This is a genomic window from Rhizobium sp. NZLR1b (assembly GCF_019685155.1).
GTDB lineage: Bacteria > Pseudomonadota > Alphaproteobacteria > Rhizobiales > Rhizobiaceae > Rhizobium.
In genome coordinates, this window is record NZ_JABDWC010000010.1 from 173,107 (window position 1) to 194,232 (window position 21,126).

The 21,126-nt window shown below is 61.4% G+C and carries 17 protein-coding genes and 1 tRNA gene; 8 read left to right on the forward strand and 10 right to left on the reverse strand.

What is annotated here, in order from left to right:
• Positions 1 to 246 precede the first annotated feature (246 nt).
• A complete protein-coding gene (locus HJB84_RS17015) occupies positions 247 to 1,701 on the reverse strand; it encodes a glutamate synthase subunit beta (protein ID WP_207581764.1) in 1,455 nt (484 codons plus the stop codon).
• 221 nt (positions 1,702 to 1,922) lie between these two features.
• Positions 1,923 to 6,647: a glutamate synthase large subunit gene (gene gltB / locus HJB84_RS17020; protein ID WP_221116427.1), complete on the reverse strand. Its 4,725-nt coding sequence runs from the start codon at positions 6,645 to 6,647 to the stop codon at positions 1,923 to 1,925.
• A 536-nt stretch (positions 6,648 to 7,183) separates the two neighbouring features.
• Here gltB and HJB84_RS17025 point away from each other — a divergent pair.
• Positions 7,184 to 8,236: a low specificity L-threonine aldolase gene (locus HJB84_RS17025; protein ID WP_221116428.1), complete on the forward strand. Its 1,053-nt coding sequence runs from the start codon at positions 7,184 to 7,186 to the stop codon at positions 8,234 to 8,236.
• A 23-nt stretch (positions 8,237 to 8,259) separates the two neighbouring features.
• Here HJB84_RS17025 and HJB84_RS17030 read toward each other — a convergent pair whose 3' ends face one another.
• Entirely contained in the window at positions 8,260 to 9,114 is an 855-nt protein-coding gene (locus HJB84_RS17030) for a LysR family transcriptional regulator (RefSeq protein ID WP_221116429.1), read from the reverse strand.
• 48 nt (positions 9,115 to 9,162) lie between these two features.
• Between HJB84_RS17030 and HJB84_RS17035 the strand changes: the two genes are divergently transcribed.
• Positions 9,163 to 10,212: a bile acid:sodium symporter family protein gene (locus HJB84_RS17035; protein WP_207581768.1), complete on the forward strand. Its 1,050-nt coding sequence runs from the start codon at positions 9,163 to 9,165 to the stop codon at positions 10,210 to 10,212.
• A gap of 68 nt (positions 10,213 to 10,280) precedes the next feature.
• Here the strand turns inward: HJB84_RS17035 and HJB84_RS17040 are convergent, their stop codons facing one another.
• Positions 10,281 to 10,751, reverse strand: a complete 471-nt coding sequence (locus HJB84_RS17040; RefSeq protein WP_207581769.1) for an Hsp20 family protein — start codon at positions 10,749 to 10,751, stop codon at positions 10,281 to 10,283.
• Between the two features lie 422 nt (positions 10,752 to 11,173).
• On the opposite strand from HJB84_RS17040, the gene HJB84_RS17045 reads away from it, so the two are divergent.
• A complete protein-coding gene (locus HJB84_RS17045) occupies positions 11,174 to 12,148 on the forward strand; it encodes an alpha/beta fold hydrolase (protein ID WP_207581770.1) in 975 nt (324 codons plus the stop codon).
• Between the two features lie 28 nt (positions 12,149 to 12,176).
• Here HJB84_RS17045 and hisN read toward each other — a convergent pair whose 3' ends face one another.
• Positions 12,177 to 12,950, reverse strand: a complete 774-nt coding sequence (gene hisN, locus HJB84_RS17050) for a histidinol-phosphatase (RefSeq protein ID WP_207581771.1) — start codon at positions 12,948 to 12,950, stop codon at positions 12,177 to 12,179.
• Positions 12,951 to 13,262: 312 nt separating this feature from the next.
• The gene (locus HJB84_RS17055; protein WP_221116430.1) at positions 13,263 to 14,144 is read right to left on the reverse strand and encodes an N-formylglutamate amidohydrolase; all 882 of its coding nucleotides are present in this window, start codon (positions 14,142 to 14,144) and stop codon (positions 13,263 to 13,265) included.
• A gap of 188 nt (positions 14,145 to 14,332) precedes the next feature.
• On the opposite strand from HJB84_RS17055, the gene cpdR1 reads away from it, so the two are divergent.
• The 4 genes from cpdR1 (at position 14,333) to HJB84_RS17075 (ending at position 17,311) form a co-directional block, all read left to right on the forward strand.
• Complete coding sequence (gene cpdR1 / locus HJB84_RS17060) at positions 14,333 to 14,695, forward strand: response regulator CpdR1 (RefSeq protein WP_003542883.1); 363 nt, start codon at positions 14,333 to 14,335, stop codon at positions 14,693 to 14,695.
• A gap of 84 nt (positions 14,696 to 14,779) precedes the next feature.
• Positions 14,780 to 14,854: transfer RNA gene (locus HJB84_RS17065), tRNA-Val, on the forward strand.
• Between the two features lie 514 nt (positions 14,855 to 15,368).
• Positions 15,369 to 16,412: a porin gene (locus HJB84_RS17070; protein WP_207581773.1), complete on the forward strand. Its 1,044-nt coding sequence runs from the start codon at positions 15,369 to 15,371 to the stop codon at positions 16,410 to 16,412.
• A 389-nt stretch (positions 16,413 to 16,801) separates the two neighbouring features.
• Entirely contained in the window at positions 16,802 to 17,311 is a 510-nt protein-coding gene (locus HJB84_RS17075) for a hypothetical protein (RefSeq protein WP_207584375.1), read from the forward strand.
• Positions 17,312 to 17,433: 122 nt separating this feature from the next.
• Here HJB84_RS17075 and HJB84_RS17080 read toward each other — a convergent pair whose 3' ends face one another.
• The 3 genes from HJB84_RS17080 to HJB84_RS17090 form a co-directional block, all read right to left on the reverse strand.
• Positions 17,434 to 18,156, reverse strand: a complete 723-nt coding sequence (locus HJB84_RS17080; protein WP_207581774.1) for a hypothetical protein — start codon at positions 18,154 to 18,156, stop codon at positions 17,434 to 17,436.
• Between the two features lie 360 nt (positions 18,157 to 18,516).
• Positions 18,517 to 18,696 (reverse strand): hypothetical protein, encoded by a 180-nt coding sequence (locus tag HJB84_RS17085; protein ID WP_221116431.1) that lies wholly within the window; start codon positions 18,694 to 18,696, stop codon positions 18,517 to 18,519.
• A gap of 61 nt (positions 18,697 to 18,757) precedes the next feature.
• The gene (locus HJB84_RS17090) at positions 18,758 to 18,988 is read right to left on the reverse strand and encodes a hypothetical protein (RefSeq protein ID WP_221116432.1); all 231 of its coding nucleotides are present in this window, start codon (positions 18,986 to 18,988) and stop codon (positions 18,758 to 18,760) included.
• 353 nt (positions 18,989 to 19,341) lie between these two features.
• Here HJB84_RS17090 and HJB84_RS17095 point away from each other — a divergent pair, with 353 nt between their 5' ends.
• On the forward strand, positions 19,342 to 20,433 hold the full coding sequence (locus HJB84_RS17095) for a DUF475 domain-containing protein (protein WP_221116433.1): 1,092 nt from the start codon (positions 19,342 to 19,344) through the stop codon (positions 20,431 to 20,433).
• Between the two features lie 167 nt (positions 20,434 to 20,600).
• Here HJB84_RS17095 and HJB84_RS17100 read toward each other — a convergent pair whose 3' ends face one another.
• Entirely contained in the window at positions 20,601 to 20,771 is a 171-nt protein-coding gene (locus HJB84_RS17100) for a hypothetical protein (protein WP_221116434.1), read from the reverse strand.
• Positions 20,772 to 21,126 lie beyond the last annotated feature (355 nt).

Sequence of the window (21,126 nt, forward strand, 5' to 3'; positions counted from 1 at the left end):
GCCGGCGCGTCAAGCGGTCGCACCCGGGTATAGTCCAAAGCGATAATGCATGTCGCCCGGAAGTGTGCAGCGGTTCCGGGATAACGACATGCATCAAAACAAAGAGCTAAAGCGCGTCGCATGAATCAAATTTGATCCGACGCGCTTTAAAGCGTCCTTGCGCGCCGACAGGACACGCAGCGCTTTACTATAAAACTCCGCCGTAGGGCGGAGCTCTTGTGTTGTGAGCGTCTGTGCCGCCGACGGTCAGTTCGGCAGGACGGTCGAGCCCATCAATTCCTCGTCGATAGCGCGCGCCGCCTGGCGGCCTTCGCGGATCGCCCAGACCACCAGCGATTGGCCGCGGCGTACGTCGCCCGCCGTCCAGAACTTGTCGACCGAAGTCTTGTAGTTGCGGTCGTTGGCGACGACGTTGGTCGAGCCGCGCTTGTCGGTGTTGAGCGTCAGCTTGCCCTCGAGCTCCTTCAGCACGCTGCCGGTGAACGGGCCACGGAAACCGATGGCGATGAAGGCGAGATCGGCCCGGATGACGAATTCGGTGCCCGGAACGGGCCGCCGGCGTTCATCGACCTCACAGCACTTGACACCGATCAGCACGCCGTCTTCGCCGACGAATTCAAGTGTGGCCACCTGGAATTCACGCACCGCGCCCTCGGCCTGCGAGGAGGAGGTGCGCATTTTCGTCGCCCAGAAGGGCCAGACGGCAAGCTTGTCTTCCTTCTCCGGCGGCTGCGGCCGAATGTCGAGCTGGGTGACCTTGACGGCTCCCTGGCGAAACGCCGTGCCGACGCAGTCCGAAGCCGTATCGCCGCCACCAACGACGACGATGTGTTTGGCGCCGGCAAGGATCGGGTCTGACGGCCAGCCGACGCTGTCGATGTTCTCGCGCCCGACGCGGCGGTTCTGCTGCACGAGATAGGGCATCGCATCATGCACGCCGGCAAGGTCGGCGCCCGGAATGCCAGCCTCACGCGGGGTTTCGGAGCCGCCGCAGTAGAGAACGGCGTCGTGATCGGCCAACAGCTGCTCGACCTTGACGTCGACGCCGACATTGGCGCCGCAATGGAAGGTGACGCCCTCGCCCTTCATCTGCTCGACACGGCGATCGATGAAGTTCTTCTCCATCTTGAAATCGGGGATGCCATAACGCAGCAGGCCGCCCGGCTTGGTCTCGCGCTCATAGACGTGCACCTCGTGGCCGGCGCGGCCGAGCTGCTGGGCGGCCGCCATGCCGGCAGGACCGGAGCCGATCACGGCGACCTTCTTGCCCGTATGCACCGTGGCCGGCTGCGGCCGGATGAAGCCGAGCTCGTATGCCTTGTCGGCGATTGCCTGCTCGACCGTCTTGATGGCAACCGGCGCATCCTCGAGATTCAACGTACAGGCTTCCTCGCAAGGCGCCGGGCAGACGCGCCCGGTGAATTCAGGGAAGTTGTTGGTCGAATGCAGGTTCTGGATCGCCGCTTCCCAATTGTTGTTGTACACGAGGTCGTTCCAGTCGGGGATCTGGTTATGAACCGGGCAACCGGTGGGGCCGTGGCAATAGGGGATGCCACAGTCCATGCAGCGCGCAGCCTGTTTCTGCACTTCCAGGTCCGACATCGGGATCGTGAACTCACGGAAATGACGGATACGATCCGACGCCGGCTGGTACTTCGCCACTTGCCGGTCGATTTCCAGAAACCCTGTTACCTTACCCATATTTTCGTCCCTTACCCTCATGACCGCCTCACCGCAGCCAATCTGTCTATCGTCAGTCCCGGTAGCCCGAGCGAGTTGCTTGTCTTGACCGTCATTGGATCATATCCCTTGCAAGACATCCGTGCGATCAAGACAGCCTTCGTCGTCGGCTCCACACGGGTCGTCGAGATATTTCGTCATCCGTCACCTCAGTCAGCAGGTGACGGATGCCCCAGTACAAATCATTCCGCGGCGATGCCCATCCGACTGCGTTCCATTTCCTCGAGCGCACGACGGTATTCGACCGGCATGACCTTGCGGAACTTCGGACGGTAGTCGGCCCAGCTGTCGAGGATCTGCTTGGCGCGGGTCGAGCCCGTATAGTGCAGATGGTTGGAGATCAGCTGGTAAAGGCGCTCCTCGTCATGGCGCGTCATGTCGCCGGAGACGTCGACGCGTCCCTTGTGCATGAGATCGCCGCCGTGATGATGCAGCTTCTCCAGCATGTCGTCCTCCTCGGGCACCGGCTCGAGCTCGACCATCGCCATGTTGCAGCGGCTGGCGAAATCGCCGGTCTCATCGAGCACGTAGGCGACACCGCCGGACATGCCGGCCGCGAAGTTGCGGCCCGTGGCGCCGAGCACGACGACGACGCCGCCGGTCATGTATTCGCAGCCATGGTCGCCGACACCCTCGACGATCGCGATTGCGCCCGAATTGCGCACGGCGAACCGCTCGCCCGCCACACCGCGGAAGTAGCATTCACCCTCGGTCGCACCGTAAAGCACGGTGTTGCCGACGATGATCGAGTTCTCGGCCACGATCCTCGAATTCTCCGGCGGCCGGATGATGATCTTTCCGCCCGAAAGCCCCTTGCCGACATAGTCGTTGCCGTCGCCGATCAGGTTGAAGGTGACGCCGCGCGCCAGGAAGGCGCCGAAACTCTGGCCGGCCGTGCCGCGAAGCGTCACATTGATCGTGTCTTCCTTCAGCCCGCGGTGGCGGTAACGCTTGGCGACTTCGCCGGAAAGCATCGCGCCCACCGACCGGTCGACGTTCTTGATGCCGACCTCGAAGGCAACGGGTGTCTTGGCGGTCAGTGCCGGCTGTGCCTGCTCGATCAGCGCGCGGTCGAGAATATCGTCGATCGGGTGCTTCTGCCGGGTCGTCCAGAAGGTCTCCTCCTTGGCAGCATCAACCTTGTGGAAGATACGGCTGAAATCGAGGCCCTTCGCCTTCCAGTGGTTCAGCATCTCGTCCTTCTCAAGGAGCTCCGAGGCGCCGATGATATCGTCGAGCCGGGTAAACCCGAGCGAGGCGAGGATTGCGCGCACTTCGTTGGCAACGAAGAAAAAGTAGTTGATGACGTGCTCCGGAGCGCCCTTGAAGCGCTTGCGCAGCACCGGATCCTGCGTCGCCACACCAACCGGACAGGTGTTGAGATGGCACTTGCGCATCATGATGCAGCCGGCCGCAATCAGCGGCGCGGTGGCGAAGCCGAATTCATCAGCGCCGAGCAGTGCCCCGATGATGACGTCGCGGCCGGTCTTCAGGCCGCCATCCACCTGCAGCGCGACGCGCGAACGCAAGCCATTCAGCACCAGCGTCTGCTGGGTCTCGGCAAGGCCGATTTCCCAGGGGCTGCCGGCATGTTTCAGCGAGGTCAGCGGCGACGCACCCGTGCCGCCGTCGAAGCCCGCGACCGTGATGTGGTCAGCGCGTGCCTTGGCAACGCCGGCAGCAACCGTGCCGACGCCGACTTCCGAGACGAGCTTGACCGAGACATCCGCGGTCGGGTTGACGTTCTTCAGATCGTAGATCAGCTGCGCCAGATCTTCGATCGAGTAGATGTCGTGATGCGGCGGCGGCGAGATCAGGCCGACACCCGGCGTCGAATGGCGGGTCTTGGCAACCGTCGCATCGACCTTGTGACCCGGCAGCTGGCCGCCTTCGCCGGGCTTGGCGCCCTGCGCCACCTTGATCTGCAGCATGTCGGAATTGACGAGATATTCGGTGGTGACGCCGAAGCGGCCCGACGCGATCTGCTTGATCGCCGAACGTTCCGGGTTCATCGAACCATCGGGCAGCGGCATGTAGCGGTCGGATTCCTCGCCGCCCTCGCCGGTGTTCGACTTGCCGCCGATCCGGTTCATGGCGATCGCCAGCGTCGTATGCGCCTCCCTGGAGATCGAGCCGAAGGACATCGCCCCGGTCGAGAAACGCCTGACGATATCGGCCGCCGGCTCGACCTCGTCGATCGAAACCGGCTTGCGTCCGAGCGCCTCGGCGCTCCTGACGCTGAAGAGCCCGCGGATCGTGTTCATGCGCAGCGCCGAATTGTTCACCATATCGGCGAATTCGCGGTAGCGGTCCTCGGCATTGCCGCGCACGGCATGCTGAAGGGCGGCGACTGCATCGGGCGTCCAGGCATGGCTTTCGCCGCGCATGCGGTAGGCATATTCGCCGCCGATGTCGAGCGTCGTGGCAAGCAGCGGATCCGCGCCGAAGGCCGCGGTATGGCGGTCGACGGTCTCCGCCGCGATCGCCTCGAGGCCGACGCCTTCGATCATCGTCGCGGTGCCGAAGAAATACTTGTCGATGAACTCCGACTGCAGGCCGATCGCATCGAAGATCTGCGCGCCGCAATAGGACTGATAGGTCGAGATGCCCATCTTCGACATGACCTTGAGGATGCCTTTGCCGACCGCCTTGATGTAGCGGTAGACGACTTCGGTGGCATCCACTTCCTTCGGGAATTCGCCCTTGGCATGCATGTCGAGCAGCGTGTCGAAGGCGAGGTACGGATTGATCGCCTCCGCGCCATAGCCGGCAAGCAGGCAGAAATGATGGACCTCGCGTGGTTCGCCGGTCTCGACGACGAGACCGACCGAGGTGCGAAGCCCCTTGCGGATCAGGTGATGGTGCACCGCCGCTGTGGCAAGCAACGCAGGAATGGCGATCCGGTCCGGCCCGATCTGGCGGTCGGAGAGCACGATGATGTTGTAGCCGCCCTTGACGGCGGCTTCCGCGCGCTCGCAGAGCCGGTCGAGCATCTCGGGCATGCCAGCCGCGCCGCGCTCGATATCATAGGTGAAATCCAGCGTCTTGGTGTCGAAACGGTCTTCCGTATGACCGATCGAGCGGATTTTCTCGAGATCGCCGTTGGTCAGGATCGGCTGACGCACCTCGAGCCGCTTGGCGTTCGCCGCACCCTCGTGGTCGAGAATGTTCGGCCGCGGCCCGATGAAGGAGACGAGGCTCATCACCAGTTCCTCGCGGATCGGGTCGATCGGCGGGTTCGTCACCTGCGCGAAGTTCTGCTTGAAATAGGTGTAGAGCAGCTTCGGCTTTTCCGACATCGCGGAGATCGGCGTGTCCGTGCCCATCGAGCCGATCGCCTCCTGGCCCGTCGTCGCCATCGGCGACATCAGGATGCGGGTGTCTTCGAGCGTGTAACCGAAGGCCTGCTGACGGTCGAGCAGCGACACGTCGCGGCGCAGCGCCCGCGGCTCCACCGGCTTCAGTTCTTCCAGGATAAGCTGGGTGCGGCCGAGCCAGCTGCGATAGGGATGCGCCGTCGCCAGCTGCGACTTCACCTCGTCGTCGGAGATGATGCGGCCTTCTTCCATATCGATCAGCAGCATCTTGCCCGGCTGCAGGCGCCACTTCTGAATGATCCTCTCCTCCGGAACCGGCAGCACGCCGGCTTCCGACGCCATGATGACGCGGTCGTCATCGGTGACGAGGTAGCGCGCCGGTCGCAGGCCGTTGCGGTCGAGCGTCGCACCGATCTGCTTGCCGTCGGTGAAGGCGACGGCCGCCGGCCCGTCCCAGGGCTCCATCAAGGCGGCATGATATTCGTAAAAGGCCTTGCGTTCGGCGGCCATCGACTGGTTGCCAGCCCAGGCTTCCGGGATCAGCATCATCACCGCATGCGCCATCGAATAACCGCCGCGCACCAGGAATTCGAGCGCATTGTCGAAGCAGGCCGTGTCCGATTGTCCTTCGTAGGAGATCGGCCAGAGCTTGGAGATATCCTCACCGAACAGCGGCGACGACACCGACGCCTGGCGCGCCGCCATCCAGTTGACGTTGCCGCGCAGCGTGTTGATCTCGCCGTTATGGGCAACCATGCGGTAGGGATGCGCCAGCTTCCACGACGGGAAGGTGTTGGTGGAGAAGCGCTGGTGCACGAGGGCGACCGCGCTTTCGAAACGCGGATCCGACAGGTCCTTGTAATAGACGCCGACCTGATAGGCCAGGAACATACCCTTGTAGACCACCGTCGCCGACGACAGCGATACCGGATAGAAATTGCTCTCCTCGCCGTCGAACTCGTCATAGATGCGGTTGGAGATCACCTTGCGCAGTGTGAACAGCCGACGCTCGAACTCGTCGTTGTTTTCGGCATGCTCGCCGGCGCCGATGAAGACCTGCACATGATGCGGCTCGGTTGCGGCAATGGCCGGCGCCTTGGAGAGCGAGGAATTGTCGACCGGCACGTCGCGAAAACCGATGCAGACCTGACCTTCCTCGGCGATGACGTCCTTGATCACCTTCTTGAAGTGCTCGATCTGCTTTTCATCGCGCGGCATGAAAATATGACCGACGCCATATTCGCCGGCCGGCGGCAGCGTGATGCCTTGCGCGGCCATCTCCTCGCGGAAGAAACGGTCGGGAATTTGCACCAGGATGCCGGCACCGTCGCCCATCAGCGGATCGGCGCCGACGGCGCCGCGATGCGTCAGGTTTTCGAGCATGAACAGGCCGTCCTTGACGATCTGGTGCGACTTCTGACCCTTCATATGCGCGACGAAGCCGACGCCACAGGCGTCGTGTTCGTTGCGGGGATCGTAGAGGCCCTGCTTCTTCGGCAGGCCGGAGGCGGATTTGGACGTATTGGCCGTGGCGCGCACCTCGGCAGCAGCGAACCGGTCAAATTCCATGGATGGCGTCTTCGTCATCATCTTTCCTCCTGTCGAAGCCCGCGGGGCTGCGGGCGGCTTTTCGTCCCGCGCCGCAACCCGAAGATAGGTTCGGCGCATGACAGCGCTGCTGCATGGTGAAGATCGGCCGCAGACATCTGCTTTGAAGGAAAGCAAACCGTCGCGTTCCGCGCCTGCCATTCGCCTCCGCGCGCCGCCCTTGAGGCTTGACGCTCGGAAGAACTATAGCGTGAAAACCCATCTGTTCCAGGGTTTTCAGCGCCTCCTCGGCCGTGAAGGCCAAAATAGGACAGCAACACTGTCCTAATTCATCAGCTCTATGCCAGAAAGCACTTCGCTCCGCAAGAGCGCGCCGCTAAAAAACATCAATTTGCGACGGAAGATTGCCCGAGAAATGGTCGTCGCGACATAAAATTACAATATTCGTGATTATTCTTTTTATTGATTGCGTAGTTCGATTTCTGTGATGTGTCGCGAGCGGCAACCTTGATCCCGTGAAGCTTTGGCGTAATCTCCGCTGCGACTTGCCAAGCTTTCCCTTCCAACGGTTTCCCCTCATGTTCTTTGCTTCCGATAATTGGGCCGGCGCCCATCGATCCATTGCCGAACGATTGCTGATGGAATCGACCGGTTTTGCCGCCGCCTACGGCGCCGGCGATCTCGACAAGAAGGTCGCGGCCCGCTTTTCCGAGATCTTCGAGCGCGACGTTTCGGTCTTCTTCGTCGCCACCGGCACGGCCGCCAACTCCCTGTCGCTGGCAAGCGTCCAGCGCCCCGGCGGCATCACCTTCTGCCATTCGCAGGCTCATGTGATCGAGGATGAATGCGGGGCTCCGGAATTCTTCTCCGACTCCGCCCGCCTCGTTGCCGTCGACGGCGAAGCCGGCAAGATCGACCCAGCGAAGCTCGTCGCCAAAATCGCAGGCTTTCCAGAAGATGCCGTCCGTCAAGGCCGCGCCAGCGCAGTGACCATCACCCAGACAACCGAGATCGGCACCGTCTATTCCCTGCCGGAGATCGGCGAGATCGCCGCCATCGCCAGAAAGCGCAGCCTGCCGCTCCACATGGATGGCGCCCGCTTCGCCAACGCGCTGGTCGCGCTCGGCGCTACGCCTGCCGAAATGACCTGGAAACGCGGCGTCGACATGCTGTCCTTCGGCGGCACCAAAAACGGCTGCTGGTGCGCGGAAGCGATCGTCTTTTTCAATCCGGATCAAGCCGGGGAAATGCCGTTCATCCGCAAGCGCGCCGCCCAGCTTTTCTCCAAGTCGCGTTTCATCGCCGCTCAGTTCGATGCCTATTTCGAAAATGGCCTCTGGCTCGATCTCGCCCGCCACTCGAACGGCATGGCCGATCGACTGCGCGCCGGCATTGCCATAAGCAACGCCGCGCGCCTCGCCTGGCCGACCGCGTCCAACGAAGTCTTTGCCGTCGTCAGCAAACATGCGGCAAAAACCGCCGAGGAAAAGGGCGCGAAATTCTACGAATGGCCGACCCCAGCGGCAACGCCCGAGCTCGTTTCCGAAAGTGAAACCCTGATCCGCCTGGTCACCAGCTTCGCGACGACGGAAGCGGACGTGGATGGTTTCCTCAAGTGCCTGGCCGCCTGATCGACCGCCGAAACGGCAGTGCCTCACCCCGACCTCAGCCCCCTCACCTTTTGCAGAATATCGTCCGACAGCGCCGAGACCAGCGCCTGATCCGCCCCTTTGCGCGGCACCAGCACGAATTCCACATCCTCCAGCACCGGGAGTTTACCCGCAGCGATCTCTTTCAGGCCCGAGGGCACCATGCTGCGCGGCTGCACCAGCACGCCCATCCCGGCCCGCGCCGCCGCCGTCAATCCGCTGAGACTCCCGCAGGTGCAGACGATCCGCCAGGCGACGCCGTTTCGCGCCAGCGCCTCCAAGGCGATTACCCGTGTGACGCTCGGCGGCGGAAAGGCGATCAGCGGCAAAGGGCCGGAGGCCAGCACACGCTCCGGATCACGCGCCAGCCAGACGAGCGGCTCGCGATAGACGAGCTTTCCGCGGGCATCGCCGAGCCGGCGCTTGGCGAGCACCAGGTCGATCTCGCCATTGTCCTGCATCTCGTAGAGGACGCCTGATAGTGCGACCGTCAGTTCCAGGTCGACCGACGGATGCGAACGAACGAAATCCTCCAGCACCGCCGGCAACTGGCTGGTGACGAAATCCTCCGACACCCCGAGCCGCAGGCTGCCGCGCAGGCTGTTGCTCTGAAACAGCGACTGCACCTGCCCCGCGATCGAAAGCATCGCGCGCGCGTGCGACAATAGCGCCTCGCCATCGCCGGTCAGCATCACCTTATGTGTGTCACGGACGAGCAGCTTGCGCCCAAGCGCAGCCTCGAGCCGCTGGATATGTTGGCTGACCGTCGACTGCCCGAGGCCCAACCTGTCTGCGGCGAGCGTGAAACTGCCCATCTGTTCGACAGCGACGAAACTGCGCAATTGCGAAAGGTCGAGCATGAATATCCAGTTTCTCGATAACTGTTATTCCTTGCATCCTGGATCACAATGGACGAGAAAGCAATGACTGTTTTATCATGCCGCGAGATCGCCATGCGCCGCTTTCTGCCCGATACATTCACCATCCTGCTGGTCTGCACCGTCATCCTCGCCTCGCTGCTTCCGGCACACGGCACATTCGCGGGTTATTTCGGCATCGCCACCGATCTTGCCATCGCGCTGCTGTTCTTCCTGCATGGCGCCCGCCTCTCGCGCGATGTCGTCATTGCCGGCCTGCTGCATTGGCGACTGCACCTCGTCATCCTGCTGACCACCTTCGGCATCTTCCCGCTGCTTGGCCTGGCGCTCGGATTGATTCCCGACACCATCCTGCCGCAGCCGCTTTATCTCGGCATCCTCTTCCTCTGCGTGCTGCCGTCGACCGTACAGTCGTCGATCGCCTTCACCTCGATGGCCGGCGGTAACGTGCCTGCCGCCATCTGCTCGGCCTCGGCATCCAACATCTTCGGCATGTTTCTGACACCGCTGCTCGTCGGCCTGCTGTTTTCGGTCGGCGGCCATGGCGGCTTCTCCTTCGACGCCCTGCAGCAGATCCTGCTGCAGCTGCTTGCCCCCTTCATTGTCGGCCAGATCCTGCAGCCTTGGATCGGCGACTGGATCCGCGCCAAGAAAAAGATCCTGATGCCGGTCGACCGCGGCTCGATCCTGATGGTCGTCTATCTCGCCTTCAGCACAGCTGTCGTCGAGGGGCTGTGGCATACCTTCTCGATCGCCGATATCGCGGTCGTCATCGTTGCCGACATGGTTCTGCTGGCAATTGTCCTCGTTTTGACGATGTTCGGCAGCCGCGGCCTGGGCTTCAACAGGCCCGACCAGATCACCATCACTTTTTGCGGCTCGAAGAAAAGTCTCGCAAGCGGCGTGCCGATGGCCAACGTCATCTTCGCCGGCCAGTCGATCGGCGCGATCGTGTTGCCGCTGATGCTCTTCCACCAGATCCAGTTGATGGTCTGCGCCGTTATCGCTCAGAAATACGCGGCCGCCGCAGCCCGCCGGGCGACGGAAAAGGAAATAGACGAAGCCGCGAGCCCGGCTTGAACCGCAATGCCATAATAAAAACGGCGCCCCGATGAGAGCGCCGTCTCTTTTACCCGAAGGGGAAACAATCAGCCGTTGATAATCTGCGCTTCGATGGCCTTCGGAGCCTCGATCGGTTCTGCGGCGATCGCAATCTTGCGGGGCTTCATGGCCTCGGGAATGTTGCGCAGAAGGTCGATGTGCAGCAACCCGTTCTTCAGCGAAGCGGCCGTCACCTCAACATGGTCGGCAAGCTGGAAGCGCCGCTCGAAGGCGCGCTTGGCAATGCCGCGGTAGAGGAATTCGCCGCTTTCGGCAGGTTCCTCGTTCTTTTCGCCTTTCACCGACAGCACATGGGCATGGGCCTCGATCGAAAGTTCGGTCTCGTCGAAACCGGCAACGGCCATGGTTATGCGATAGGTGTTTTCACCGGTGCGCTCGATATTATAGGGCGGATAGGTCTGGGCCTGCTCCGGCTGGGCAAGGCTGTCGAGCATGGTGAACAGCCGGTCGAAACCGACGGTGGAGCGATAAAGGGGAGAGAAGTCTACGTGACGCATGATGTCCTCCTGTGGAAGCGACGTGTTGCGATGAAATGCCCCTGAAACCCCATCTTTGGCGGCCTCGGGACGGTTGCGCGGGCCCTCTTCGGCACCCGCAAAGAGGAGATGGTGATGGGATTTGACGAGTTCAAGACCCTTTCGGATTCGCCTCGATCGGCCCGTGAACCGCGCATGAACGGCCGGTTCGGAGCGCATTCAGGCGCATGAGCCTAGAGATCGCAACGTCGGGTGAATCTGGTCCCGGCGGCTGAAGTGCATCGTCCCTTCTTCTTCAGCCTCAAACTCGGCCGGCTGTGAGCACCTCATGCTCCTGCCGGCCCTTTTCGGGCCGCGGCTTGGCGGCCCCAACGCTTTCCAAGCCGGATGCCATGCGTTATCCCTGAAGACGAAGCAGTCAGCAGCGGCGCATTGGCAAAGTCATGGATCAGGTTCTCTATTCGACGCCCGACAATCCCGCCCCGGAAAACCGCACGGAGGGGTTCTTCGAAACCCATGACGGCCACCGGCTGCGTTATGCCGTTTTCCGTTCCGCCGCCCAGGTCGCCAAGGGCACTGTCGTCATCCTGCATGGCCGCAACGAATATATCGAAAAATATTTCGAGACGATCCGCGACCTGACGGCCAAAGGCCTCTGGGTCGCTACCTTCGACATGCGCGGCCAAGGCGGTTCGCCGCGGCTGCTGAAGCGCCGCAATCACGGCCACATCCGCCGCTTCGTCGATTACGAGCGCGATCTGGACACCTTCCTCGAAAAGGTGGTGCTGCCGGATACACGCCTGCCCTTCTACCTGCTCGCCCATTCCACAGGCGGGCTGATCGCGCTCTCGGCCGCCCCCTATCTTACCACCCGTATCGATCGCATGGTGCTGTCGGCGCCCTTCATCGGCCTGACCGGCCAGTCGGCATCACCGCGCGTTATCCGAACGCTAGCCGGCACGTTGACCGCCCTCGGCCTCGGCTTCCTGCCGCTGACGTCGAAACTGAAGGAGCCGGATTTCCGCGACAATCCGCTGACCTCGGACGAACACCGTTTCGAGCGCAATGTCGCGATGATGAAAGCCCATCCGGAGCTGACGCTCGGGCCGCCGACGGCCCGCTGGTTGATCGAGGCTTTTCGCACCATGGACCGGGTGACCTCACCCAACCATCTCTTCTCGATCACCATCCCGACCATCGTCATCGCCCCGACCCGTGACGGTGTCGTGCCCTACACGGCGCAGGAGCGGCTATCGCGTTATTTCCGCGCCGGTCAACTGGTGCCGATCAACGGCGCCCGCCACGAGATCTTCCAGGAACGGGATACCTACCGCGCGGCAGCCCTTGCCGCCTTCCACGCCTTCATTCCCGGCAGCGATGCCGAAGAAAACCAGGACGTCGCCGCCCTCGGAACCTGACACCCGATCGGCACGACCGAGCTTGGGATTAGCGCTGCAGGACGGCGATCGCCTGCTCGTAGACCGCCCGGCTGCCGGCGGCGATGATCGAGCCGCCGTTTTCCGGCCGTCCGCCGTCCCAGGTGGTGATGATGCCGCCCGCCCCCTCGATGACGGGAATGATGCCGCCGACGTCATAGGGCTTCAGGCTGTTTTCGATGACGAGATCGATATGGCCGGCGGCAAGCAGCGCATAGGCATAGCAGTCGCAGCCGTAGCGGAAGAGCCGGACCTGACCCTCGATCTCGCGGTATTTCTCCATCTCCTCGCCGTTAAAGAGATGCGGTGAGGTGGTGAACAGGATGGCGTTCGAAAGCGTGTCGCACTGGCGGGTCGCCAGCCGCCGCTCCCCCTCCGGCCCGGTATAGAGCGAGCCGTTCTGGTCGGCGAAATAACGTTCGCCGGTAAACGGCTGTTCGATCATGCCCATGATCGCCCGCCCCTCTTTCTGCAGGCCGATAAGGGTTCCCCATACCGGCACGCCCGAGATGAAGGCACGCGTGCCGTCGATCGGATCGATCACCCAGACATATTCGCGGTCGAGCCCGACATTGCCGTGTTCCTCGCCGAGAATGCCGTGGCCGGGGAAATTCTCCTCGATCAGCGCCCGGATGGCGAGTTCGGCCGCCCGGTCGCCCTCCGTCACCGGATCGAAACCGGAGGAAAGCTTGTTCGTGACATCGAGACCGGAGCGGAAGCGCGGCAGCGTCTCGGCTCGGGCGGCTTCCGCCAGGCGGTTGAAGAACGAACGGTCAGGAAGCATGAGGGATCCGTTTGGCTGGCGGGAGTGACGCTTTCATAACGAAAAGCAGCGGGAATGCAAACACAGCAGGCAGTTCGATAGGGTTGCGACGAACCCTCCAATCGCTTCCATTACGCGCCCACTGCCCAAAGATGTCGCAGCGCAATATATTGCTTGACATTTGTGCAATGCAATAGTAGCGTCGTTTGTACAGTCTTCTGACTGTAAATACCCTCCTTGGGTGTTTCCTCCCTAGACTTAGCCGCGCTTACAAGCGCGGTTTTTTTTGGCCGGGAAGACCAAGTGGAAAGACGTCGGTATAATCGACAGAGGTTATTCGGCGGCCAGCGCCCGATCGCCGGCGAATTTCTCGACATAATCTGCCATCTGCTGCATGAAACCCGTGACTGCCTCAGCGACCGCGGCGAAGTCGGCGCGTTTCTCCAGCGTCGCCTCGTCGACATAGATCGCCCGGTTCACTTCGATCTGCAGCGCGTGCAGTCCGCGCGAAGGCCGGCCGTAATGTTCGGTGATGAAGCCGCCGGCATAAGGCTTGTTGCGGATCGCCGCAAAGCCCATTTCCTCGAGGATGGCGATGGCCGCGCGCGAAAGCTCGGCCGAAGCGCTGGTGCCATAACGATCGCCGATGATGAAGTCGGGCCGTGCGGTGCTGCCGGCGACGCGCACATTGCCGGGCATCGAGTGGCAGTCGATCAGCACGCCGAAACCGAACTGCACATGCGTCCGCGCGATCAGCCGGCGCAGCGCCGCATGATAGGGCTTGTAGACCGCTTCGACCCGGTCGAGCCCCTCCTGCACCGGCAGGCGCCGCGCATAGATCTCCATGTTCTCGGCGACGATACGCGGGATGGTGCCGAGCCCGCCGGCGACGCGGAGCGAATTGACATTTGCATAGGGTGGCAACAGCCCGTCGAACATCCGCGGATCGAGTTCGTAGGGCTCGCGATTGACGTCGAGAAAGGCGCGCGGAAAGTTGGCCGCCAGCAGCGGTGCGCCGAGTGCGACGGCCGAGCCGAACAGCTCGTCGACATAGTGATCCTCGGAACGACGGATGGCGATACCCTCGAGCCTGGACTGCGCGATAAATTCCGGTGGATAAATACGGCCGCTATGGGGGGAGTTGTAGACGAAAGGGATGGTCTGCGACACGGGCTCATGAACCTCAAAAAGCTCGTATTCGCGTATTTCCGGCACTTTCGGCCCTCTTTACCATGTCATGAACTGACTGCTTTGCCCATGTTGCCAGTTGCCCGGCCTCAAGTCCATACTATGTAGCAGGGATGGCGGTCGGGCACGGGCAATTCACCGGTTGTTTACCGGGTGAAGACTAGTGTAAACGCTTGGCAGCCCACCAAAAACTTATTGATCAGCGGTCTGGATTGATGACTCAGAAGATACTTCTCGCAGAAGACGACAACGACATGCGCCGCTTCCTGGTGAAAGCGCTCGAAAAGGCCGGTTACAAGGTCCTTTCCTATGACAATGGCGCCAGCGCCTACGACCGGCTGCGCGAGGAGCCGTTTTCGCTGCTGTTGACCGATATCGTCATGCCGGAAATGGACGGCATCGAGTTGGCGCGCCGCGCCACCGAACTCGACCCCGACCTGAAGGTGATGTTCATCACCGGTTTTGCGGCGGTGGCGCTGAACCCTGATTCGAAGGCGCCGAAGGATGCCAAGGTCCTTTCCAAGCCTTTCCACCTGCGCGATCTCGTCGACGAGGTCAACAAGATGCTTGCCGCGTAAGGCTTGCCGGGCGGCACGTCACAAAACTGCAAAAAGCCTATTGACGGCTCCAAAGGTTTTGTGATCTATCCGCCGCCATCGGATGGGCGTGTAGCTCAGCGGGAGAGCACTACGTTGACATCGTAGGGGTCACAGGTTCAATCCCTGTCACGCCCACCATCCGATCCCCTTGCCCCACAAGGGATTTCGCCAAGCCGCTGTTTGGTGAATTTTCTCGGTCTCCATCCCATTTATTTTTGCCGATGCCGGACCTTCGTCGCTTCTCGAGGCGACATCGACATGGCCTGTCCCGGCAAACCATGTTGTCGGCCTTGGCTGGTCCGTGCAGATGGCAGTCATGACGCGCCGCATATGAGGGCGTGCTCACACGATCATCAATTGCACATCACTCGCTGGGATTCAGCCCCTCGTTGCTCGAGCATCCGGAAGTCCGGTTTTGTGACGGAGAGATGACGGGTTTGTGACAAAACGCGTGTTATTTCAGCAACATAGCTGACCGAGCCTACTGTCATGATCGACAATCTCGTTGCGGCGCAGCATCGCCTATGTAATTTCCGCGGCGAGGCAGGCGCCAAGCTAAAGGGTGCCGCTTCGGTCACACGGGATGAAGATACGTAGGGACTGCCGATGGCAACGGTCTTCATCCTCTTGCATCTGAACTGGAGGTTATTCCATGAACATTAAGAGCCTTCTTCTCGGCTCCGCTGCTGCACTTGCAGCAGTATCCGGCGCTCAGGCTGCCGACGCTATCGTTGCTGCCGAACCGGAACCGGTTGAATATGTCCGCGTCTGCGACGCTTACGGCACCGGCTACTTCTACATCCCGGGCACCGAAACCTGCCTCAAGATCAACGGCTACATCCGTTTCCAGGTTGACGTTGCTCCGCACGCCAGCTCGATCGGCGCCGGCGGCGGCGGTTCCGTTGCCAACGACTCGGATTGGGACGCCCGTACGCGCGGCCAGGTTCAGTTCACCGCCAAGAGCGACACCGAATACGGTCCGCTGACCGGCGTCATCGTCATGCAGTTCAATGCTGACAACGCAACCGCTCAGAAGGCTCAGCTCGACTCCGCTTATATCGACATCGCCGGCTTCCGCGCCGGTCTGTTCTACAGCTGGTGGGATGACGGCCTCTCAGGCGAAACCGACGACATCGGTTCGCCGGTCACGCTGCATAACTCCATCCGTTATCAGTACGAAACCGACGCTTTCTACGCTGGCATCAGCGTCGACGAGCTGGAAGACAGCCCGTTCTATGATGGCGAAACCGCCAACAACGTCGGCGTTGCAGTCGGTCTCGGCGGCAAGGCTGGTGCATTCAGCTACCAGATCACTGCCGGTTACGACACCGACAACGAAGAAGGCGCCGTCCGCGCTATGGGTACGGTTGCTGTCGGTCCGGGCACGCTCGGCCTCGCAGTTGTCTACGCAACGAACCCGAACGCCTATTACAACAAGGCTGAATGGGCGATCGCGGCCGAATACGCCATCAAGGCGACTGACAAGCTGAAGATTACCCCGGCTGTTCAGTACTACGACAACTACGGTGTCACTGCTGGCGAGTTCAACGACGACGTCAGCGCCTGGAAGGCCGGCGTAACGATCGACTACCAGATCGTTGAAAACCTCTCGGCAAAGGTTTCGGTTCAGTACCTCGATCCGGACAATGCTGAAGACGTAACCTCGGGCTACTTCCGCCTGCAGCGCGCGTTCTAATAAAAGGCTGCAGCACTTCAAAGTGCTGCAGCGTCCTCTGTGCGTCTTAAAAGACGCGGGGCACTGTAAACCGGCAGCTACAAATTCCTGATCTGACTGACCTCCGATCGGGAAAGAATGGGCCTGGATTTCCCTGCCTGGGCCCATTCCCCTTGACCAGAAGTGCGTCCAAGACGGCAGGCGCTCGATGAGCGCCTTGCCATCGTCGCGTCACATCGGTCCTTTTTCGATGTCCGGCCGCCAATCCCATTGCTTGACCTTGCAATCGATCGCCGGCAGGCCCGGCGGCCATGGTATCTTTGTGCCGCGGGGACAATGGAACCAAATTCGGACACAGAGCCATGCCATGGCGAATCGAGGCTGAGAGGTGTGATTCGCCTCGCCAGGACATGGGGTTTGAGATCGAAATGAAGTTATCCGCGTTTGTTGCCGCCGCCATTTTTTCCGTCGCCCTGGCCCTGCCGGCTTCTGCCGCGCAAGCTCCTGTAGAGACGTTTCCAGGGGCTCCGGGGGTCATTACGCTGTCCGGCAAATGCGCCAAGCTTGTTGTCGCCAAGTTCGATGCCACCAAGGGCTGCAAGAACGAACTTGCCAGCGTCACCCTCGCCAATGGGGTGGTGACCTTCATCTTCACGTCGGATGGCAAGGCGCTTGGGTTCCAGGGCGACGGTAGCGGCATCAAGCCCGCTTCCAACGGTAATGCCCGCCTGCCGCTCAGCCTCGTCACCACGGGTGTAGGCAACAAGATGACCGGGGAGGTCAAGGTCGCCGGCTTCTGCACTTTCGGCAATCCCTATGCCGGCAAGCCGATCGCGATCGAATGCACTGCCGAAAGCAAGGATTCCTCGTTTGCCGGCAGCTTCCGCACCGGCGGCAAACTGGTGAAAAAGGGAAAGTAGAGCAGTTCCAGCAAAAGTGCGCGGCGATTTTACGTCCGGGATTGAGTGAAAACCCGAGATTGCGTGAAAACAAAGAGGCACAGCATTCCGTGATTCGAAGAAAAACGGAAATGCTCTGGCCGTCAGGCACACCAGGCGCCGCCGGCAGCGCCCGGCTTGCGCGCCAGCCCTTCATTGATCAGCTGCGCGCCGAAAGAGCGCCCGTCGCGCGAGACGACGCGCGGCGCGCCTGAGGGCTCGGCTTTGCCCGCGGCATTCATGGTGAAGGGACCGGCGTTCAGAAGCGCCAGCAGCCGCGACTTGGCGGCAAAGGCGACCCTGCGTTCGCCATCGCAGCGCGCCTGGTCGACGACAGGGCTTGCCATATCGGCGATCACGATCTTCTCGCCCTTGTACCAGAAGACGCCGCCATCGCCGACGCAATTGATATGGGCGCCCTGCCCGCAATAACCGAACGCGACCGTCCCGGTTTCCGGATTGGCAGGGGTAAGCGGGGACGGCACCGCCTTGACCGGCTGGATGACCGGCGTCGGGATCGTCGCCGGCGGCAGCAGCTGCGATTGCGGCGCCGGCGGTACGGCTTTCGGCAAGGGTGTGGCAAGCGCCACCTGCTTCGGCGACACGTCCTTCCTGACGGCAGGTCTCGGCTCCGCCGTTTCCCGCGTCATCGACGCCGATTGCCCTGCAAACATCGGCTGAATGCTCTTCCAATGGTCGTGGGCGACAATGCCGCCGATCGCGGCGATGCCGATCACTGCCCAGGGCAGCAATCCGCCACTGCTGCTCGCTTTGCTCTTTCCTCTCGCCGGCGCCTTGCGGCGGCCGCGTGTCGCTGTCCTGGCCATCTGTCCGATTCCCGTGAGGCAGGGATTATCGCCGCCCAATCCTTTCTGAAAGGTTGGCGCGGCGACAGGATGATGTCTTGTTCGCCGATCTTTACCTCAAATGACATTTAGGCACCGGCCGGCATCGGAGAAGCCGGTGGGGGAATCGAAACGCCTGAGGGGAAAAAGCCGAACAAATCCCGTATCGGCCGACTGCCTTCTCACGACGCTGGCCGCCGCCTGCGTGCTCTTCGCCTTCTGGAAGCTCAAACAACGGCTCGGCTCCAATTCCGCACGGCATGTCGATCGGGATGAGGACCAGTCGAAAACGAGACGCCCGGCATCATACCGGGCGCCTGTATCTGCGTGATTGTCTGTTGCTCATTCGGAGGGTGCGGCTGCAGGATCGTTTTTTGCAACCGGTGTCGTGCCACCGACGGACGCGGCCAGCGGCTTTTCCCGTTTGCCGATATTGATGCGCTCGTCCGCCGCCTCGCGTACGGCCTGCCATTCATTCTCGTGCCGGATGAAGATCTCGCGGGGCACAAAGTTGATCGTCATATTGTTCTCACCCTGTTTCAAATCTGCCGTCAGTGCGCAAAAGAGCCTTCCGGAATGCTGGTTATTTCTTGGTCTCTGCATTGCTCTTGATGTCGGGACCACCCTTGGAAAGATCTGCACCGGTAACGTGGGCCGGCACGTGAATGTCGTGATAGACGCCGGGTGTCAGTGTCAGGTCGACCTGATGCGGCGGCAGCACCTGCGCCTTCTGCATGCGATTTGGCTTTGCCCGCTTCATGCGGTCGGCAGCCTCTGCGCGTTTGTCGGGGACATGGGTCGAAGTGTGCATCATCGGCCTCCTCTTTTAAGCTCAACCAGTGGCTAACGGTCGGGCACCGGGATGGTTCCAAAAAAACACCTGATCTCCATGCGGCCACCGGCCTTGACAGGCCGGGGAAGTTCATTACCTAGGGCCCATCCCGCAGCCTTCCAGACATCGGCTGACGGGGAACTTTGGTGCCGGGCCCCTCTGGCGAGAGTTTTTAACGGCGCTCTCGTGATGTCGGTATCGCCTGCAGCTTAGCCGGCGGATTTTTCATCGATGAACAAGCTCACCATGCCTGACCCGCATGCCCGTGGTGGCATGCCTCCTCTTTCCAACATAGCCACCCCTTTCAACAGGATTTGCGGCCGCGAGGTGCGGCCATGATCCAGTCCGTAACCCACAAATCCTCGCTCAGCTATTTCCGCTGGGCCTTCATCGTCACTGCCCTCGGCCTCGTTCTCGGCGCCGTGCTCGGCTGGCAGACGACCGGCACGATCGGCGGCATGGCGACCGTCTTCTTCATCTGCACGGTGCTCGCGGTGCTGGAGATCTCGCTGTCCTTCGACAATGCCATCGTCAATGCCAATAAGCTGAAGGAGATGACGCCGGTCTGGCAGCAGCGCTTCCTGACCTGGGGCATCATCATTGCCGTCTTCGGCATGCGCATCGTCTTCCCGCTGGCAATCGTCGCGATCGCCGCACAGATCGGCCCTTGGGATGCTCTGGTGCTAGCCGCCCGCGAACCTGCCGAATATGCCCGCATCATGAATGACGCGCATCTGCCGATCGCAGCCTTCGGCGGTACCTTCCTGATGATGGTCGGCCTCAACTACTTCTTCGACCACAAGAAGGAGATCCACTGGCTTCCGAGCCTTGAAAGGATGATGGCCCGCTCGGCCACCATCAAGGGCATCGAGATCGCTTTCGTGCTGACGCTGATGCTCGTTTTCTCCTGGCTGATCGGCGGCGAGGAAGCCACCGTCTTCGTCCATTGCGCCATCTACGGCCTGCTCACCTTCCTCGCGGTCGAAGTGGTCGGCGGGCTGCTCGATGCCTCGCAGCAGACGATGAGCGCTGCCGCCAAAGGCGGCCTCGGCGCCTTCATCTATCTGGAGGTGCTGGATGCCAGTTTCTCCTTCGACGGCGTTATCGGCGCCTTCGCTTTGACGCAGAACCTCTTCGTCATTGCGATCGGCCTCGGCATCGGCGCCATGTACGTGCGTTCGATGACGATCATGCTGGTGGAGAAGGGAACGCTTGCCGAATACCGCTATCTCGAACATGGCGCCTTCTATGCCATCCTGATCCTCGCGGTGATCATGTATGCGCAGACCCTGGTGCACATCCCCGAGGTGATCACCGGTCTCGGCGGCGCAGCCCTCATCGGCCTGTCGCTCTGGTCGTCCATCCGCCACAACAAGCGCGAGCGGATAGAGGATCACACCGCCAAGCAAGACGAGCTTCACGCCTGACGATTACAATGCACGTCGCCCGGAAGTGTGCAGCGGTTCCGGGATGACGACATGCATAAACAAGACTAAAGCCGCGACGCCCAGCGTTGCGGCATCCCCATTGGACAAAAATAAAGCCCGCGACCAACCGGTTGCGGGCTATTTCATGCATTCATGCCTTGAAGGTCTTAGCGGATGACCTGACCAAAGGAGACCGGGTCGATGCCGAGTTCCCTCAGATCGCGGGCACGCGGGCGGCGGCCGGCTGCAACAGCGGCGCTGACGGCGTTTGCGGCACCGAGCGCAGCAAATGCGCGGCCAAGGAAACCGGTATGGACTGAATTACGGATAGCGGACATTGTCTTTTCTTCTCGCTCTATGATTGACCAGTTATAGGTGGGCACCCGCACCCGCTGCAACAATGCTCAGAAAATCACCTCAGCCATGCAGAAACAGGAGGCCGGCACACGTTTCCATGGCCGGCCTCGAGGGAGGGGGTAATGTCGTCTTTTTCTTCTAGCAGGCTGCTGAAATTCGCTCTGCGTTGGCGCAGTTGCTTGCTGTGGGTCTGATTTTTTTACAGACTGGCTGTCGTGCGGTGGGATTTTGGCCGATTGAGGCGGGTTTTCTGGCCATATCGGCTTATTGATCTCCCTCAAGACACACTTCGCCCGTCGATCCGATCAATTTGGGAAGGCGGATGATGTTGTACGC

What these genes read in the sequence shown, in the direction of transcription:
- HJB84_RS17045 (WP_207581770.1), top strand. Translation starts at nt 11,174, where the DNA reads ATGGATCAGGTTCTCTATTCGACGCCCGACAATCCCGCCCCGGAAAAC.
- HJB84_RS17035 (WP_207581768.1), top strand. Translation starts at nt 9,163, where the DNA reads ATGGACGAGAAAGCAATGACTGTTTTATCATGCCGCGAGATCGCCATG.
- HJB84_RS17040 (WP_207581769.1), bottom strand. Translation starts at nt 10,751, where the DNA reads ATGCGTCACGTAGACTTCTCTCCCCTTTATCGCTCCACCGTCGGTTTC.
- gltB (WP_221116427.1), bottom strand. Translation starts at nt 6,647, where the DNA reads ATGATGACGAAGACGCCATCCATGGAATTTGACCGGTTCGCTGCTGCC.
- HJB84_RS17090 (WP_221116432.1), bottom strand. Translation starts at nt 18,988, where the DNA reads ATGATGCACACTTCGACCCATGTCCCCGACAAACGCGCAGAGGCTGCC.
- hisN (WP_207581771.1), bottom strand. Translation starts at nt 12,950, where the DNA reads ATGCTTCCTGACCGTTCGTTCTTCAACCGCCTGGCGGAAGCCGCCCGA.
- HJB84_RS17075 (WP_207584375.1), top strand. Translation starts at nt 16,802, where the DNA reads ATGGGGTTTGAGATCGAAATGAAGTTATCCGCGTTTGTTGCCGCCGCC.
- HJB84_RS17095 (WP_221116433.1), top strand. Translation starts at nt 19,342, where the DNA reads ATGATCCAGTCCGTAACCCACAAATCCTCGCTCAGCTATTTCCGCTGG.
- HJB84_RS17025 (WP_221116428.1), top strand. Translation starts at nt 7,184, where the DNA reads ATGTTCTTTGCTTCCGATAATTGGGCCGGCGCCCATCGATCCATTGCC.
- HJB84_RS17030 (WP_221116429.1), bottom strand. Translation starts at nt 9,114, where the DNA reads ATGCTCGACCTTTCGCAATTGCGCAGTTTCGTCGCTGTCGAACAGATG.
- HJB84_RS17070 (WP_207581773.1), top strand. Translation starts at nt 15,369, where the DNA reads ATGAACATTAAGAGCCTTCTTCTCGGCTCCGCTGCTGCACTTGCAGCA.
- HJB84_RS17085 (WP_221116431.1), bottom strand. Translation starts at nt 18,696, where the DNA reads ATGACGATCAACTTTGTGCCCCGCGAGATCTTCATCCGGCACGAGAAT.
- cpdR1 (WP_003542883.1), top strand. Translation starts at nt 14,333, where the DNA reads ATGACTCAGAAGATACTTCTCGCAGAAGACGACAACGACATGCGCCGC.
- HJB84_RS17080 (WP_207581774.1), bottom strand. Translation starts at nt 18,156, where the DNA reads ATGGCCAGGACAGCGACACGCGGCCGCCGCAAGGCGCCGGCGAGAGGA.
- HJB84_RS17100 (WP_221116434.1), bottom strand. Translation starts at nt 20,771, where the DNA reads ATGTCCGCTATCCGTAATTCAGTCCATACCGGTTTCCTTGGCCGCGCA.
- HJB84_RS17015 (WP_207581764.1), bottom strand. Translation starts at nt 1,701, where the DNA reads ATGGGTAAGGTAACAGGGTTTCTGGAAATCGACCGGCAAGTGGCGAAG.